This is a genomic window from Roseimaritima sediminicola (assembly GCF_009618275.1).
Lineage (GTDB): Bacteria > Planctomycetota > Planctomycetia > Pirellulales > Pirellulaceae > Roseimaritima > Roseimaritima sediminicola.
This window is the reverse complement of the sequence record NZ_WIAD01000038.1, coordinates 1-16,914: the sequence shown is the minus strand read 5'-3', so window position 1 is coordinate 16,914 and position 16,914 is coordinate 1. Positions and strand designations below refer to the sequence as shown.

Genomic DNA, 16,914 nt, shown 5'->3' with positions numbered 1-16,914 from the left:
CGCCGCAACGTTTTCCGCCGCGAGACCCGACGCTCGCGCGTTCGGCTGGGTTAGGCTCGCGAGCCGCGGGTCCAAAGTCTGGCGACTTCAGCTACGGGCGGACTGGCAGATCTAATGTTGACGAACGGCTACGCCGGGTCGTCTTGCAGGATGCCTTCGATGACGTGTCCGTGGACGTCGGTCAAGCGCATGTCGCGACCGCTGAACCGGAACGTCGAACGCGTGTGGTCGACGCCCATCAGATGCAACATGGTGGCGTGCAGATCGTGCATTTCGGCACGGTTCTCGACCGCCTTATACCCCCACTCGTCGGTCGCTCCGTACACCGTGCCGGCTTTGACGCCGCCACCGGCCAGCCAGACGGTAAAGCCATACTGGTTGTGGTCGCGACCGTTCTTGCCTTGCGCGAACGGCGTGCGGCCGAATTCTCCGGCCCAGACGACCAGCGTTTCGTCCAGCAGCCCGCGTTGCCGCAGGTCTTTGAGCAACCCGGCGATGGGTTGATCGACCGCACGAGCGTTGTCCTCGTGTCCCTTTTTCAGGTTCGAATGTTGGTCCCAGCGATCCGCTCCCACATTGGGGCACGTCAGTTCGACAAAGCGGACGCCCTGTTCGATCATCCGTCGCGCGAGCAGACACTGGGCACCGTAGATACGCGTCGGTTCGTACTTGGCATCCAGCCCGTACAAACTGCGGATATGCTCCGGCTCCGATTCCAGCGACATCACGTCGGGCACGGCCATCTGCATCGAATAGGCCAATTCGTAGTTGCGGATGGCCGATTCCAAACTGTCGTGCTCTCCGAACGCCGGCGTCGCTTCGGCATCCAACTGGCTGATCAGGTCCAGTTTCTGCCGCTGTAACTGGGGGTCGGCATCGATGGGCTGGATGTTGGCCACGCCCGTGCCGGACGGTTTGAAAATGGAACCCTGGTAGCTGGCCGGCAGGAAGCCGCTGCCGAAACAATCCAAGCCGCCGGGCGGAATTAATCCACCGTTGATGACCACGAAACCGGGCAGGTTCTGCGATTCGCTGCCCAGGCCATAATTCACCCAAGCCCCCATGCTGGGACGCCCCTGCAAACCGCTGCCGGTGTGCAGAAAATAATTGGCGAAGGTGTGCTCGGGAAACTCCGACGTCATCGACCGCACGACGGCCAACTCGTCGGCGCACTGTCCCACATGCGGAAACAGATCACTGACCGGAAGCCCCGACTCGCCGTACTGCTTGAATTTCCACGGACTGGCCAACACCGAACCGGTGTTGTTGAACTGCGTCGGTTCCATGTCGAACAGCTGGCCGGGATCTTTGCCGTTGAAACGGTCCAGCATCGGTTTGGGGTCAAAGGTATCGACCTGCGAAGGACCGCCGTCCATGTACAGAAAGATCACGTTCTTGGCCCGTACCCGATGATGCGGACCATGACCGGCGTAACCGGCGACCGGTGTCTCGACGCCGGCAAACAGCGGGTCCGACCGCAATGCCGCCAACGCCACCGCACCGAATCCGCCCGCACAGCGAGCCAGCATCTCCCGTCGCGAGGTGGGACGGGACTGCAAACGTTGGCAGGGATAGGGAGCTAGAGGATTCATCGCAGAAAAATGAACTCCTTGGTGTTGACTAGAACGTGAGCCAGGGTGGCCCAAGACTGGACGCGTTCGCCGGCACCACCGCTGGCTTCGGCCTGTTGCTGCAAGAACGCCGTAGCGATCTCCAGCTCTCGATCGCTGGGCTGGCGCCCAAACCCGGACTGGTACATCCACCGCACCCGGTCGCTGGTGGCCTCGGGGCCGTCACCAGGAACGGTTTGCAGAGCCCGCTCGGCCCAGCCCTGGGCCAGTTCGGCGACCAACGGATCATTTAACAGGATCAGGGCCTGAGCTGGAACATTGGAAACATTGCGGCGGCCCATCGAACTGAAGGGTACCGGCGTGTCGAAGGTCAGCATGAACGGGGAGAGGAAGTTCCGCCGTACGGAAATATAAATCGATCGTCGCCCGTCGCCGTCCAGCGGTCCACTGGTTCCGGGCCGGCCGCGTCCGGTCATAAACGATGTCAGGTGAATCGGTACCGGAGGCCCGAACAACTTGGGATCCAACCGGCCGGACAACGCCAACAGGCTGTCGCGAATCACTTCGCCCTCGAGCCGCTGCGGCGGCCGGTGATGCCACAGCAGGTTCTTGGGATCTTGCTGCCTGGCCACCGGATCGACTTGGCTGGACATCTGATAGGTGCGAGACAGGATGATGTACTTGATCATCCGCTTCAGGCTCTGGCCATCCTCTCGGAAACGCCACGCCAGATGATCCAGCAGCAGAGGATGCGTCGGCCGCTGGCCCAAGAATCCAAAGTCGTCGGTCGTAGGCACGATGCCGCGGCCCATCAGGTGATGCCACAGGCGGTTGACGATCACGCGAGCGGTCAAGGGATTCTTGGGATCATTGATTTCCTGGGCCAATTGGTACCGGCCGCTGCCTCGCGGAATCTCCATCGGCTGGTTGCCGGAGATCGCGGTCAGGAAATGCCGCGGCTCGACCTCGCCGGGTTTGGAAGCATTGCCGCGAATCAGGATGTGATCGTCTTCGCCCGTGCCATCCAACATGGCCGGCGCCAAACGCGACTCGCGGACGATTTGGCCAGCGGCCTGCTGACGCTGGTCGCGCCACTGGCCAACCAAGGGATGCACATCGTCGCCGCCGTTAAGAAACCGCTCGGCGGCCCGGGCGTACTGGGCATACCATTCTTGCCGGGCGTCCAGACGCCGATCCAGGTCGGCCCGGCTGTCCGCGTCCATCCCCTGCGTGACGAGTTGCACCGAAAGCTGAGCATCTTCGGCCGGCACAAACTCCAGATGCAGACGATGTCCGACGTAGCGAGCCAGGTTCATACTCACCCAACGCTGGTCGGCCTTGATCGGGACGATGGTCTGACCGTGCAGCGGTCCGGCAACCAAGCGATGCGAGTCGACGCAGGCGATCACGTGCCCCTTGCCTGCAACCCGGCAATCGACTCGGCCGTCGACCAATTCGAACGTCGGCGTGCGGAGCGTCCGGCCGCTCTTGGGCAACTTGGTAAGCTTGCTTTGGTTTCGGACCTGACCGAGGGTCTGAGACTTCAGGCCCGACCACGCCGGATCGCTGACGGCCGCCGCAACGGTAGCGATGTGCACCGGTCCGGACGTTTCTTCGGCGGCGGACTGGTCTTCCCCAGACTCGTCTTCGCCCGCTACAGAACGGGCGTCGCTGGCCACCAAGTAAGGCTTGCCCGGCCGCTGTGGCGCCAGACCAAAGATAAAGCCATCCTGCAGGTACTGCTCCGGCGTAATTTTTCCGTAGTCGACGACAATCCGCGGGTCGTCCAGCGGCTCCGCTTCGCGGGGCGGCACGATATCGCGGGCACGCAGCTCGTCCAGCACTTGCGCTTGGAACCGGGTGTCGATTTCGGCCAGCCGCTGTGCGACTTTGCGGTTCTGCTCGATCGAATCGAAGCGGACTTGGCGGTAGTCGCTGCTCTGCAGGAATCCGGACAGAGAGTAATAATCGGCGGTGCTGATCGCGTCGAACTTGTGATCGTGACAGCGAGCGCAGGCCACCGTGACCCCCAGAAAGGTTTTGGTCATGACGTCGATCATGTTGTCGAACCGGTCCGCTTCGTCCTTGCGGATATCGACCGGCGAATGCACCCATTCGCCCAAGAACCAAAACCCGGTTCCCAGCACCGACTCGTTGAAGCCTTGTTCGGGATGCAAACGAGGCTCGGTCAATAGGTCGCCGGCGATGTGTTCGCGTACCCACTGGTCGTAGGGAACATCCGCGTTGAGCGCGCGGATCACATAGTCGCGGTACTGAAAGGCGTTGGGGGTGTCGTTATCGAATTCGTGTCCCCGCGACTCCGCATACCGGACCAGGTCCAGCCAGTGCCGTGCCCAACGTTCGCCAAAGTGTGGCGAGTCCAGCAAGCGATCGACGACGCGTTCCAGGGCGTCATCACGCTCGTCTGCCAAGAACGCGTTGACCTCTTCCGGCGTGGGCGGCAATCCGATCAGATCAAACGTCACGCGGCGCAGTAGCGCCGTGCGATCGGCATCGCTGGCCGGCGTCAGGCCCGCCTCTTCCAAGCGTGCCAGCACGAATCGATCGGCGTCGGTTTGCGGCCAAGTGGTGTCCTGCACTTTGGGAGGCTGCGGATTGGTGATGGGTTGCCAGACCCAAAACTCGTCCCGCCGCTGTGCGAGGTCGAAGGTTTCCAGCGGAGCCGCCTCGGCCGCAGCCGGCTCCTCGGGCCACGGCGCTCCCATCTCGATCCAGCGTTCGAACACGGCGATCGATTCGTCGGCCAATTGCCCCTTGGGCGGCATCTCGTAGGACTCGTACCGCAGGGCCTCCATCAACAGGCTGCCGTCCGGATCGCCGGGAACAATCGCCTCGCCCGAATCACCACCCCGCAAATGGGCCTCACGGCTGTCCAGTAACAAGCTGCCCTCGATGCGATCCGCTCCCGCACTGTGACAGGAATAACAGTGCTCGACCAACAGCGGCCGTACTTGCTTCTCAAAGAATTCGAGCTGTTCGGGCGAGGCAGCGGGCGGTTCGGAATCTGCCGCCGCGGGCGGCTCAGCCAACGCGGGAGAAACCATCCAGAGCGCCGTCAAGACGACATAGAGCAACGGTCGCGGGTCGGTCATTGCGAATTTTGGGAAAGCGAACAGCAACGGGGCCAGCGGCGGCCTAAGGTGGGGCATCTAGCCTACCATAACATGGCCGGTCCGGCGAATTCTATCAGCCGTTTGGGTGGAACCACGGCTCACAGGACAACCGCTGCAAACGCCCAGACGGCGGAAAGAAACGCCCGCACCGGTGCTCACTGCAGCGAAACCGCCTGGGGGTCACCGCCCACCCTCGCGTCCTTCAGGATGACACGTTGGGGCGTTTCGACGCCGGCCTTGACCCGAAACGTCCTGCCCTCGGGCGCCGGCGGCGAGAACCGTTTACCCGCGACTCGCACCGTGTACAGGACCTCATCGCTGTCGGCCTCGACCAGTTGTACCACCGGCGAATCCACGTCGAACTGCAACTCGCCCAGCGTCCCCCAGGACGGCGGCCGGTAATTATCAAACTGGCTGATCGTCCGCGGCCAGCCCGGATACTGCTCGGCCGCCGGGTCGGTCACGTCGACGTTGCGAGGCCAACATTCCATGGTGATTTCGCGGGTCGCGGTGTTCAGCCGCACGATTCCGAAACCGGCCGCTCGCGTGTTCAGAATGTTGCCGGCGGGTTGTTTGTCGGGATTGGCCGCGGCGTAGTTGGTGACCTTGTTGGCGAATCCATCGAGGTGGTCGCCGGTGTACTGCGGAGCCCCCGGTTCGCGGTTGGCACCGGGTTCGAGCGGCTCCCACCAACGCAGATACAGGTTGGCGATCGAGGGCACACAGAACGACCAGATCGCATCGCGGTGCTCGTCGATGCCGTGATGAAAGATCGTCGCCAAGTGCTGGTCACCGGCACAGTGAAACGCAAACGCCTTGCGGAGTGATTCCAGAGCTCGGTTACGTCCCGACTGGGGCCAACCGTTGGAGTCCATGTCGGCATGCAGACGGCCGTTGGCGCTGCCGTGGATGTGAGCCCCGCCACAAAAGATGGTTTGCGAAAGGGCAACCTTCATCTTGGCTTGCCGCCAGTCCTGGGCCCAGCGGTCGATGAAGTTCAACTGCCGCTGTCCCAACAGCACCGCCCCTTCGACATCGACGCTGGCCGGGTCGTAGTCGGGGTTGCGGATGTGGTCCGGACGGGGCCCCTGCTTGGGCACTCGGCCGGCCGGGCCGGTCTTGAACTTGCGGTCTTCGAGAATCGCAAAGTCCACGCCGCCCCAGTTTAGGTTCGTGTAGTAAACGCCGATGCCCTGGCCGATCTTGTGGGGGTCGGCCGGGTCGGGCAGGTGACTGGTCTGAGCCCGTTCGACTTCCTGGACATACACACCGGGCTGGGAATAGCCTCCGTCGGCGGCACCGGGCAAGGTGGAGATCTTGCCGCTTTCGCCCCACAGATTCGGTTGGCCGGCGTCGTGGTCGTCGGGCAAACACACGGTCGGACGATCTTTGATGATGTCGCCAAAGTCCCTTCCAAATTTCAGCCACGCAGCGTAGTGACGGTGGTGGTCGTAGACCTGGTCGCCCGAGAAAAACAACACGTCGGCGTCGACGCGGCGAACGTTGTCGAGCAAATCCTGTCGCGAGATATCGCCGCCGTGGGCCGGTTGAATGGAATTGCCCGTAAAGGCCGCCACGACGATTTCGTCCTTGTCGACCGGATTATTGCGGATCGTGCCTTCGTAGCTGGCCTGCTGGCCATGCCGCACGCGGTAGGAGACGGTCTGGGTATCGTCCCAGTTCTCCACCCGAAACGGTGCCGTCCAGCCCGCTTCGATCACCTTGGCCGTGGCCACCTGTCGCCACCGGCCGTCCTTGTTCACCTCCAGCCGCAACGTGCGCTCGGCATCGTCACCGAGCGGATACAGCTGGGCGGTCAACTTCAACGTGTTGTCGTGGACCGTGTACAGGGCGAAACAGATCACGTCCGCCGGAGCCACTTCGGGGATGGTCAGATTGGCTCGCCGCGGTCGGCGATTTTTATTCTGCTGGGCAAACAACGAAGGCGCGGACACCAGGCCGATCAAGCAGCAAACAAGCAGGCTGCGACAGATATTCATGCGAGCGTTTTCCATTTCCAAATCAAAGAGGAGGTTGCACCGAACGAAGGTCGGACAGGGAGCAACACAGCCGAGGCCCCCATTCTAACCACCGCCCCCAGGAATTCACCTCCCGGCACACCAATCGTACCCTCATAGCCGAACTCGCCGTAGCTGGCGACTTCAGCTACGAGCTGGCGACTTCAGCTACGCGGGCGGCACCACAACAGCATCAAATACAGCGGCAGCAGGTAGTGCGGAGCTCGCAGGACGGCTTCGTGAACGTACTGGTCGGCCCCCCAATAATTCAGCTCCCACGACATTCCGGCCACCGGCCGCGCTAGCGCCGTCAACAATCCCCACAGCGCTGCATACCCGGCGGCAACCACGCGGACGTAGGGCAGCAACAGGCCCGCGCAGACCGCCAAATCCACCCCCCCGGCCGCACGCAACATCAGCTTCGCCGTCGGGTACTCCACCTCCAAAATCACCGACGTCATCGCAAAGAAACTGCCGGGCGTCGGCCACACGCCCAGTGCATACACCCCGTGACCGGCGAACGTCATCACGACCGCCGCGATGGCTAGCGACACGGTCGCCCGGTGACGCGGCCCCAGCCAGATCGCCAGCACCAACACGGCCGGACTCAGCATCTGCCCGCCGTGCTCGACAAACATCGGCGTCTGGCGCTGGGCCGCGACGTACTTGGCATAGCTGAGGAGCACCAGCAGCCCACAGCCGAGCAACAATCCGGCCATCTGCCCTCGCGCAATCCACCGCCGGGTCTTCGAAGCCTGGGCGGGCGAAGTTTGGGCGGGCGAAGTTTGGGCGAGCGAAGTTTGTGCGGGCGAAGCCGAGCCTGGTCGCCGCGCGGTCACGGCCAACACCGCCCCAGCCAGGAACAGCCACGCCAGCCGCGGCAGCCACCGCTGGATCAGCCCGTCGTTGGCTCCCGAACCGACGAACGCCTCCCAGTCGACGCCCAGCCAGGCCGCCAAGCGATACGTGCCGTCCTGCCACAGCAGCCCGCCCAGCGGACTGTCCCAGTAATAATGCACCCAGGCCCAGCCGGCAAAACACATTGCCGCGGCTAGCCGAAGGCACAGCAGCGGCACCGAAGCGCGCACCGGCTCGGCCTCACGAGCGAGTTCGCACTCGGGTTCGCACGGGGACGGCTCAGGGGCTGGGGCTGGCAAGGGCGATCTTCTCGGTGTCGCTGTGAACGGCGGCCATGGGGATCAGGAAGGCCAGGTGATGGGCGGCGTGCAACCACATGAATTGGCGCCAATCCTCGACGTCCAGATCATCCAGAAACGGGTAGTCCTCGATCGGGCCGGCAAACGCAGCGGCCCGGCGGATCGTGGCGATACAGTGGTCGATCACCACGTCGTCGTCGTCGGCCACCGCCGACGCCGGTCGGGGTTTCAACCGCGGCAGGGTCGGTACGCTGCGCATCCGCCGCGTCTTCAACATGTGGTGCAGCGACCATTTCAGCACGGTGGCTCGCAGCAACCGCGGGGCTCGAAAACCAAATCCCTCCATGCCGCCGCGCATCGTGGCGTCCAGATGCTCGCAGATCTGCGTCAAATTCCAACGCTTGGTCTTCACATATCCATCCGTTCTCAACTGCTCGATCTCGGCGATCACCGCATCACCGGAACGGAAATCGAGGGCGCGTTTACGAACCATGGCAAGGCGTTTTCCTGCACCGTAGCGTAGCGAATCGTCCACTTCCGTATGATCCCGCGAATCGGTCGCGATGGCAAGCGTCTCGCTGCCCAGCAGAACGGTTACCCGGCGGCCGGGGGCTGTGAAACCCGTTCACCCCGGCGGAAACTGCTGACTAGAATGAAGGCGGCGACGGCGTGGGATGGTTCTGGGCCGGTCGCGTCCCTCCCTCCACCGAGTCGCTTTCATGCTTTGCTTTCGCGCCGCGGCCTTTCCGAAACAATTCCTCGCGTTGCTTTTCTTCTGGGTGCTCGGCGGCGGCCTGTTGACGGTCCAACCGGCCGGAGCCGCGGATCGCGGCGAGACAGAACGCCCCAACATCGTGTGGTTGGTCAGCGAGGATAATTCCGCCCGTTGGCTGCGGCTGTACGATCCGCAGGGCGCACCGATGCCTAACATCGAACGCCTGGCCGCCGACGGTTTGGTCTTCAACCACGCCTTCTCCAACGCCCCGGTCTGCTCGACCGCCCGCAGCACCATCATCTCGGGCTGCTACGCCCCGCGGATCGGCGCCCAGTACCACCGCAAGCAACAGACGGTGCCGATGCCCGACGACCTGCGAATGTTTCCGTACTACTTGCGACAGGCCGGTTACCACACGACGAACAATTCCAAGGAGGATTACAACTTTCACCCCGCCGAGCGTGACGGGGTGTGGGACAAGTCGTCTCGCCAGGCCACGTATCGCGACCGCCAACCGGGCCAACCCTTCTTTCACGTGCAAAACTTTGGCACCACCCACGAAGGCGGCCTGCACTTTCCCGCCGGCGATCTCGACCGGCCCACCGAAACCGATCAGGCCTCGGTCCAGCCCTTTGCCTACCATCCGGACACGGACCTGTTCCGTTACACCTACGCCCGTTACCTGGACCATCACCGCAAACTGGATCAACAGATCGGCGTTTTTCTCGATCAATTGCAGCAGGACGGTTTGCTCGACGACACGATCATCTTTTATTACGGCGACCACGGCGGCGTGCTGCCTCGCGGCAAGGGCTACGCCTACAACAGCGGTCTGCAGGTGCCGATGGTGGTGCACATCCCCGAGCGGTGGCAACACCTGGCACCGGCGCCGGCCGGCAGCCGCATCGATGGCTTCGTCGAATTTGTCGACCTCTCGGCCACCGCGCTGAACCTGGCCGGCCTGCCGATTCCCGAGCGTCTCGATGGCGAACCCTTCCTGGGGCCGGGCGTCTCGCTGGAACAGCTGAATCGTCGCGACGTCGCTTTTGGGTACGCGGACCGCTTCGACGAAAAGGGCGACCTGGTGCGGACGCTCCGCAAAGGCCGCTTTGTTTACGTCCGCAGTTACCAGCCATTTAATATCGACGGACTGTTCAACGAGTACCGGTACCGCATGCTGGCCTATCAGCAGTGGCGCGAGCTGTATCGCAAAGGCCAACTGAACGAAGCCCAATCCCAGTTCTTCCGGCCGCGGCCCGCCGAGGCGCTGTTCGATCTGCAAAACGATCCCGACGAAGTGCACAACTTGGCGGACGATCCCGAGCACGCCGAGACGCTCGCCGAGCTGCGTGCGATGCTCCAGCGACGGGTCCGTTCGATGCCCGACCTGAGCTTCATCCCCGAGCCGGTCTTTCTGGCCGAGGGCAGCGAGCACCCGGTGCAGTACGGCCAAGCGAACCAGGAGCGGATCGCCGGTTTGGTGGACCTGGCCGACTTGCAGCTGGCCTCCTTCGACGACGCGCGTGACCAGTTGGGCGAGGCACTCGATGCCGACGACCCGCTGCGCCGCTACTGGGCCCTGATCGTGTGCAGCAGCTTCGGCCGGCCAGCCGCCCCGTTCTACGCGACGGCTCAGCGATTGGCGGCCGAGGACCCGCACGCTCTGGTCCGCATCCGCGCCGCCGAGTTCCTGGCGCTGACCAGTCAAGCGAAACCGCAAGACGTCTTCACCGACGTGCTGCGACAGGTCCAGGACGAGACGACGGCGCTGTGGATTCTGAATTCCGCGGCCCTCCTACACGACAGCCAGCACCGCTACGAATTCGATTTCAGCGAGTTCGCCGGCGCCCCCTGGGCCCAAGGCAAAAAGAACGAAAACCAACGTCGTTTCAGGTACCTGAACAAGCAGCTCTCCCCGTAGCGGAAAAACGCCAGAGTTTGGACGACCAGTGGCATAGGCTTCCAGCCTGTGAGGACCGCCGTCACGGGCCCTTGTCATCGCCCGCATCCGAACGCGCCAGCGTCCAGGCGCTGGAGTCCAGGCTTCAGCCGCCCCAGTTAGATTCAAGATCGTTTTCTCCCCTCTCCCCCGAACGCCTGGCGAGCCCAAGCGAGCCAGGCGTTCGGGGGGGTGAGGGGGCCTACGATCGGAGCCTCACCGACAGCCTCCAGTCCCCAGCCAATGCCCAATGCCATCTACTTTCATCATCGCTTGCGATTGAAGCGTTAGCGGAGCGGCGCAAGCCGCCCGGTGTGTGAAGATTCGCACCGCAAAACCGGACGGCTCGCGCCGTTCCGCTACAAAGGAAGTGGCATTGAGCCAATGCCCCCATTCGCAATGTTCATTTTGCAATTTGCAATCAAACTTCCTACCATCACGCTCCCGCCGAGAGGCTCGATCTCTCAGACCAGGCAGGGCCGCCATCCCCACCGCATCGCCCAACGTCACGCGCCCCACCTCCCCAAAGTTTGGCGACTTCAGCGACCTCCCCATCATCAACCAAAAACCAAAAACCAAAAACCAAAAATCATGTCCCTCCGTCGCCTCTCCGAACGATTCGTCGACGCGATGCAGGCGGTCGCACCATGGCTGGGCCGCGAAAAGGTCCGCACGATCACGACGGACGAGCTATCGCAGCGACTTCGCGAAGCCCCCGAATCGGTGCTTCTGGTGGACGTTCGCACGCCGGCAGAAATCGCGGTCTCGCGGATCCCCGGGGCGATCCCCGCGGCCGAGTTTACCGCAGAGGATGCGTCGACAACCGAAGCTCTGGTGGTGGCTTACTGTACCGTCGGCGGGCGAAGCCTCCTGTGGGCGCAAACGCGAACCGCCGAGGGCCACTCGGTCGCCAATTACCGAGGCGGCATCCTGGCCTGGTGCAGCGAAGGGCATCCCCTGGTCACTCCCGAAGGCGAACCCACAAATCAGCTCCACACCCACACCCGTTTCTTCTCGGTCCCCGACGGCTACAAACGCCCTTCGTAGCTGAACTCGCCAGAGTTTGGACGTCAACCATCAACCAACCCCGCCAGGGCTGCTCCGACCAGATAGGCCAACGAAGCGGCGGCGGCTCCCAACGCCAGCGTCTCCAGAGCCGAGCGGACCCAACTCTGCTCTACAAACCGGGCCTTTACCGCCCCGACCATTACGAATGCGCCGCCGGTCAACCAACAGCTGAGCCGATACGGATGCTCGATCCATTCGGGCGAGACCGCGGCCACAACAAAGCTCAACAGCGGCAGAAAGCCGACGAGCAGGAAGGCCACCATGGTGGCCAGAGCGGCTTTCCACGGTGACCGCCGAACGAGGCTCAGCCCGATCTCGTCGGTCATCATCACATCGACCCAGCGGTCCCTGTCGGCGGTGATGATTTCGACGGCCCGTTCCAGATCCTGTCCTTCAAAACCTTTGGCGGCGAAGATCTGGCGGATCTCCTCGCGTTCCCCTTCGGGGTACAGCTCGATCTCTTCGACTTCGCGAGCCCGAGCTCGATCGAACAGCTGTTGTTCGACGCGAGTGCCCAGGAAGTTACTGGCGGCCATACTAAAGCCATCGCCAACCAGGTTGGCCAGGCCCAGCACGATCACGATCCCCGAGGACAGTTCCGCCCCCGCGACGCCCGAGACGACGGCAAAGGTAGTGACCGTGCCATCGATCGCCCCATACACAAAATCGGGCAAATAATCCGGCCGCTGGCCATCGCGCAGCCGCCGCCGGATCCGTCCGGCCGAATGTTCCGCCACCAAGCGTTCCCGGCGACCAGCGTGATCGGACACATTCATACACGAAGCTTCCGAGGCGGTGAGGATCTTAGTGGCCGCCCACGACGGCAGCCGGCTGCCAATCTACCGCGCCGCCGCTCGCCACCGTAGCGGAACTTCGCGTAGTGGAGAAACGCTGGAGCGTTGAACACCGGGCCTGGGAGTGTAGCCTACAGGCGATTCTCCCTACCTCTTCCCAGTCCAGCGACTTCGGCTACACGCCACCAGTGGATTGTGATCGCTCGCTCAGCGGGTACATTAACACCTTCAAACCCGCCGAATCGGCCGCTGGTGGGCCGTTAATGCTCCCGCCCCAAGCAGGAAGTTTTCTATGAAAGCGTTGATGCTGTCGCAGTACAAACAGCTGGACGTCACCGAGGTCGACAAGCCCGAAATCGGTTCCCGCGATGTGCTGGTCCAAGTTCGCGCCTGTGGGATCTGCGGCAGTGACATCCACGGTTACGACGGCAGCAGCGGACGCCGCATTCCGCCCCTGGTGATGGGGCACGAAGCGGCCGGGGTGGTCGCCGAAGTCGGCAGCGAAGTGTCGGACCTCGAGGCCGGCGATCACGTCACGTTCGACTCGACCGTCTCCTGCGGCGAATGCTTCTTCTGCCGCCGCGGACAAATTAATCTGTGCGACAACCGCATGGTGCTGGGCGTTTCCTGTGGCGAATACCGTCGTCACGGAGCGTTCGCCGAATACGTTTCGGTGCCGCAGCACATCTGCTACCGCCTGCCGCCGGAGTTGCCCTTCGAACACGCGGCGATGATCGAAGCGGTATCGGTCGCGGTCCACGCCGCCAACCGCACTCCGGTCACCCTCGGCGATACGGCCGTGGTCGTGGGCAGCGGCATGATCGGGCTGCTGGCGATCCAAGCCATCCGCTTGGCCGGCTGCGCCCGCGTGATCGCCGTGGACCTGGATGCCGGTCGGCTGGAGAAAGCACGCGAACTGGGTGCGGACGTGGTGCTGAAGGCCGACGAAGTGGACGTGGCGGCCGAAGTTAAAAAACATACCGACGGACGCGGCGCCGACGTGGCTCTGGAAGTCGTCGGTGCGTCGGCTACGATCCAAACCGCCATCGACAGCGTTCGCAAAGGCGGCACAGTGACGCTGGTCGGCAACCTGGCCCCGAACGTCGAGATGCCGCTGCAGGCGATCGTCACCCGCGAATTGTCGGTGCTGGGCACCTGTGCCTCCAGCGGCGAGTACCCGGCCTGCATCGAACTGCTGGCCAGCGGAGCGATCCGCGTCGACGATATGATTACCGCCACCGCTTCGCTGGACGAAGGACCGAGCTGGTTCCGGCGACTGTACGGCGGTGAACCCGGAGCGATGAAGGTGATCTTGGATCCGACGCGATAGTGCTCCGCCAACCTTTGACCTTCGAGTCTGGCCGTAGCTGAAGTCGCTAGACTTTGGACCAATTCGCCGCTTCGATCCTAACTCTGGCGAGATCGGCTACCTTAAGATCAAAGTTGGATGAACCGGTAGTTTTTTTTCACAGGCTGGAAGCCTATGCCACTGTTCACAGGCTGGAAGCCTATGCCACTGTTCACAGGCTGGAAGCCTATGCCACTGTTCACTGGCTGGAAGCCTTTGCCACTAGAGTGCTTATGAATGCTCTGATTACGATTGGTTCCTTTGTCTTCTTTACCGCCTTGGTGGCCGTGCTGACGTGGCTGCTGACGCGCCGGACCAAACTGGATACCGACGAAGGTTACTTCCTTGCCGGCCGCAGTCTGACCGGCGTGTTCATCGCCGGGTCGTTGCTGCTCACGAATCTCTCGACCGAGCAACTGGTGGGGCTCAACGGCGGCTCGTTCAACGACGGCCTGTCGGCGATGTGCTGGGAAGTGATCGCGGGCATCTCACTGGTCATCCTGGCGTTGGTGTTTCTGCCGCGTTACCTGAAGTCGGGCATCGCGACGATCCCCCAGTTCTTGGAAGAACGCTACGGACCGACGGTGCGAGCCACCACAGCGATGATTTTCATTATCGCCTACATGTTGATCCTGTTGCCGTTCGTGTTGTTTCTGGGCGCGAACGGATTGAACGGCATGCTGAGGCTGGACGCCCGACTCGGCTTGACCGAGCTGCAAACGATCTGGTTGGTGATCGTGGCGGTGGCCGGATTGGGCGGTGCCTACGCAATCTTCGGCGGGCTGCGAGCGATCGCCGTGTCCGACACCTTCAACGGTGCGGGACTGCTGATCGGCGGCCTGATGATCACATATTTTTCGCTGTCGTTGATCGCCGGTGAGGAAGGCGGATTCGCCGCGGCGTTTGAAAAAATCGACGCGGCCGATCCGGACGCCTTTCGTTCGCTGGGCGCCGCCAATGAGGACACGCATTGGCCGACGCTGTTTACCGGCGTCCTGCTGTTGAACTTCTTTTACTGGTGCACCAACCAACAGATCATCCAGCGCACCTTCGGGGCCAAGAATCTGGCCGAGGGCCAGAAGGGCGTACTGATGGCGGCCTTCTTCAAAATCCTGGCGCCGCTGATCCTGGTCCTGCCCGGCATCACGGCGGCCTACCTGGTGATGGGAGCCGAAGACCCGCAGATGATCGAGAGCGTGGGCCAGGACGAAGAGGGCAACTGGGTTTCCAGCCGAGCGTATGGGGCGTTGGTCGCACGGGTGTTGCCGGAGTGGCTGTTGGGCTTTTTCGCCGCCGTGGTCGTGGGCTCGATCCTGTCGACGTTCAACTCGGTGCTGAACTCCGCAGCCACGCTGTTCTCGCTGGATGTCTTTAAAAAATACCTGCATCCCGCGGCATCGGATCATCAAACGGTCCGCTCGGGCCAACTGTGCAGTCTGGTGATCGGCGTGCTGGCGATCATCGTCGCGCCCTTGATCTTCTATGGTCGCGAAGGCGTCTTCGATTTCTTCCAGACGCTCAATGGTGTGTACTTTATTCCGCTGCTGGCGATCATCATGGTGGGCATGTTCAATCGCTACGTCGATGGTCGGGCGGCGTTGATTACGCTGTTGATCGGCTTGGGGCTGATGATCCTCGGCACCTTCTTCGGTGGCGGCCCAGAGGGTTGGCTACAATCGACGTTCGGTTCGGGCTTCCACTACATGGGCGCGGTGTTCGTCGTCCTGATCGTGTTGCAACTGGCCCTTGGTGCGGCCGGCCTGCGTCGCCAAGAGCCCTACACCCAGCGAGACGTTCAAGCGGTCGACCTGACGCCCTGGAAAGCGGCTCCGCTGGTCGGCGGATTGCTGGCCGCTTTTGCGATTTCGATCTTCGTCTTCTTCGCCGGCTCGCTGCCCTGGTCATGACCCCGGCTCGGCCCGTTTTGCGACGGTCTTTGCCACGACGCTGTCCCCGCCGCGGCGCGAGTCCCCTATGCTGAAAACCTCACCCGAATGCCTGACACCTACCGGAGAATCCGTATGAAGGGTCTGTTCGCCTGGTTGCTTGTGCCCAGCACGCTGCTGCTGTCACTGGTCCTCAACTCGTCTGTATCGGCTCAGGTCGAAGATTTCGATTCGATCAAGCTGTACACGCTGAAGAACCAGCAGGGAATGACGGTCCGCGTCACCAACTACGGGGCGATCATCACGTCGCTCGTCGTCCCGGACCGCGACGGCAATCGGTCTGACGTCGCTCTGGGCTATGACCGTCTGGAAAAATACATCAACGCCGTCGACAAGCCCTATTTCGGCGCGGTCGTCGGTCGCTATGGCAACCGTATCGCCGGCGGCCAGTTCACCCTGGACGGCCAGACCTACTCGCTGCTGAAGAACAATGGCGAAAACCATCTGCATGGCGGAGCGATCGGGTTCGACAAGGTGGTGTGGAGCGTTGAAGCGTACGAAAGCGGCTCCAGCGGCGGCTCGCTGACGCTGTCCTACCTGGCCCAAGACGGCGAGGAAGGGTACCCCGGCAATCTGCGCGTACAGGTCCGCTACACCCTCGGCGACGACAACACTCTAAAGGTCGACTACCACGCCACCACCGACAAGGCGACTCCGATCAACGTGACCCAGCACACCTACTTCAACCTCAAGGGAGAAGGGCAGGGCACGATCCTAGATCACGAATTGATGCTGAACGCCGACCGCTACACGCCGGTCGATGAAGGCTTGATTCCGACCGGCGAATTGGCTCCGGTGGCCGGCACGCCGTTCGACTTCACCACCGCCAAACCGATCGGCCGCGACATCGGACAGAGCAACGAGCAACTGAAGCGAGGTTTGGGCTACGACCACAACTGGGTGCTGAACCGCAGCGAGTCAGCGGAAGGCCTGACGCTGGCCGCGCGAGTGCATGAACCCGAATCGGGGCGTGTGCTGGAAATCCACACGACCGAACCGGGCGTCCAGTTCTACGCCGGCAATTTTCTGGACGGTCGCTTGGTGGGCAAATCGGGCAAGCCCTACGTGCACCGCGGTGGTTTTTGTCTGGAGACGCAACATTTCCCCGACAGCCCCAACCAACCGGATTTCCCGTCGACGATCCTCCGCCCCGATCAAACGTTTCAGTCACAGACCGTGTTCAAGTTCAGCGCAAATTAGTGGCATAGGCTTCCAGCCTGTGAA

11 protein-coding genes are annotated in these 16,914 nt (G+C 62.6%); 5 read left to right on the top strand and 6 right to left on the bottom strand.

Annotated features, from left to right (window positions below):
* Positions 1-128 precede the first annotated feature (128 nt).
* From GE027_RS16545 to GE027_RS16525, 5 genes are all read right to left on the bottom strand, one after another.
* Positions 129-1,529: a DUF1501 domain-containing protein gene (locus GE027_RS16545; RefSeq protein ID WP_153558352.1), complete on the bottom strand. Its 1,401-nt coding sequence runs from the start codon at positions 1,527-1,529 to the stop codon at positions 129-131.
* A gap of 59 nt (positions 1,530-1,588) precedes the next feature.
* Positions 1,589-4,684: a PSD1 and planctomycete cytochrome C domain-containing protein gene (locus GE027_RS16540; protein ID WP_237607591.1), complete on the bottom strand. Its 3,096-nt coding sequence runs from the start codon at positions 4,682-4,684 to the stop codon at positions 1,589-1,591.
* A 176-nt stretch (positions 4,685-4,860) separates the two neighbouring features.
* Positions 4,861-6,705 carry a hypothetical protein gene (locus GE027_RS16535; RefSeq protein ID WP_153558325.1) on the bottom strand — a complete coding sequence of 615 codons (1,845 nt, stop codon included), beginning with the start codon at positions 6,703-6,705 and terminating at the stop codon, positions 4,861-4,863.
* A 182-nt stretch (positions 6,706-6,887) separates the two neighbouring features.
* A complete protein-coding gene (locus GE027_RS16530; protein WP_153558324.1) occupies positions 6,888-7,811 on the bottom strand; it encodes a hypothetical protein in 924 nt (307 codons plus the stop codon).
* A 49-nt stretch (positions 7,812-7,860) separates the two neighbouring features.
* Positions 7,861-8,373: a DUF1569 domain-containing protein gene (locus GE027_RS16525; protein WP_153558323.1), complete on the bottom strand. Its 513-nt coding sequence runs from the start codon at positions 8,371-8,373 to the stop codon at positions 7,861-7,863.
* Positions 8,374-8,599: 226 nt separating this feature from the next.
* Between GE027_RS16525 and GE027_RS16520 the strand changes: the two genes are divergently transcribed.
* Together GE027_RS16520 and GE027_RS16515 are read left to right on the top strand one after the other, a co-directional pair.
* On the top strand, positions 8,600-10,516 hold the full coding sequence (locus tag GE027_RS16520; protein WP_153558322.1) for a sulfatase-like hydrolase/transferase: 1,917 nt from the start codon (positions 8,600-8,602) through the stop codon (positions 10,514-10,516).
* Positions 10,517-11,125: 609 nt separating this feature from the next.
* Positions 11,126-11,581, top strand: a complete 456-nt coding sequence (locus GE027_RS16515; RefSeq protein WP_162006771.1) for a rhodanese-like domain-containing protein — start codon at positions 11,126-11,128, stop codon at positions 11,579-11,581.
* 23 nt (positions 11,582-11,604) lie between these two features.
* On the opposite strand, the gene GE027_RS16510 is transcribed toward GE027_RS16515, so the two are convergent.
* Positions 11,605-12,378: a VIT1/CCC1 transporter family protein gene (locus tag GE027_RS16510; RefSeq protein ID WP_153558320.1), complete on the bottom strand. Its 774-nt coding sequence runs from the start codon at positions 12,376-12,378 to the stop codon at positions 11,605-11,607.
* 310 nt (positions 12,379-12,688) lie between these two features.
* Here GE027_RS16510 and GE027_RS16505 point away from each other — a divergent pair, with 310 nt between their 5' ends.
* The 3 genes from GE027_RS16505 (at position 12,689) to GE027_RS16495 (ending at position 16,890) form a co-directional block, all read left to right on the top strand.
* Positions 12,689-13,726 (top strand): galactitol-1-phosphate 5-dehydrogenase, encoded by a 1,038-nt coding sequence (locus GE027_RS16505; RefSeq protein WP_153558319.1) that lies wholly within the window; start codon positions 12,689-12,691, stop codon positions 13,724-13,726.
* Between the two features lie 251 nt (positions 13,727-13,977).
* A complete protein-coding gene (locus tag GE027_RS16500) occupies positions 13,978-15,651 on the top strand; it encodes a solute:sodium symporter family transporter (RefSeq protein WP_153558318.1) in 1,674 nt (557 codons plus the stop codon).
* Between the two features lie 114 nt (positions 15,652-15,765).
* On the top strand, positions 15,766-16,890 hold the full coding sequence (locus tag GE027_RS16495) for an aldose epimerase family protein (protein ID WP_202617442.1): 1,125 nt from the start codon (positions 15,766-15,768) through the stop codon (positions 16,888-16,890).
* Positions 16,891-16,914: the final 24 nt, after the last annotated feature.

Bases quoted from the DNA above. Each gene is read 5' to 3' on its own strand.
- GE027_RS16545 (WP_153558352.1), bottom strand. From the start codon at position 1,529: ATGCTGGCTCGCTGTGCGGGCGGATTCGGTGCGGTGGCGTTGGCGGCA.
- GE027_RS16540 (WP_237607591.1), bottom strand. From the start codon at position 4,684: ATGACCGACCCGCGACCGTTGCTCTATGTCGTCTTGACGGCGCTCTGG.
- GE027_RS16535 (WP_153558325.1), bottom strand. From the start codon at position 6,705: ATGAATATCTGTCGCAGCCTGCTTGTTTGCTGCTTGATCGGCCTGGTG.
- GE027_RS16525 (WP_153558323.1), bottom strand. From the start codon at position 8,373: ATGGTTCGTAAACGCGCCCTCGATTTCCGTTCCGGTGATGCGGTGATC.
- GE027_RS16520 (WP_153558322.1), top strand. From the start codon at position 8,600: ATGCTTTGCTTTCGCGCCGCGGCCTTTCCGAAACAATTCCTCGCGTTG.
- GE027_RS16515 (WP_162006771.1), top strand. From the start codon at position 11,126: ATGTCCCTCCGTCGCCTCTCCGAACGATTCGTCGACGCGATGCAGGCG.
- GE027_RS16510 (WP_153558320.1), bottom strand. From the start codon at position 12,378: ATGAATGTGTCCGATCACGCTGGTCGCCGGGAACGCTTGGTGGCGGAA.
- GE027_RS16505 (WP_153558319.1), top strand. From the start codon at position 12,689: ATGAAAGCGTTGATGCTGTCGCAGTACAAACAGCTGGACGTCACCGAG.
- GE027_RS16500 (WP_153558318.1), top strand. From the start codon at position 13,978: ATGAATGCTCTGATTACGATTGGTTCCTTTGTCTTCTTTACCGCCTTG.
- GE027_RS16495 (WP_202617442.1), top strand. From the start codon at position 15,766: ATGAAGGGTCTGTTCGCCTGGTTGCTTGTGCCCAGCACGCTGCTGCTG.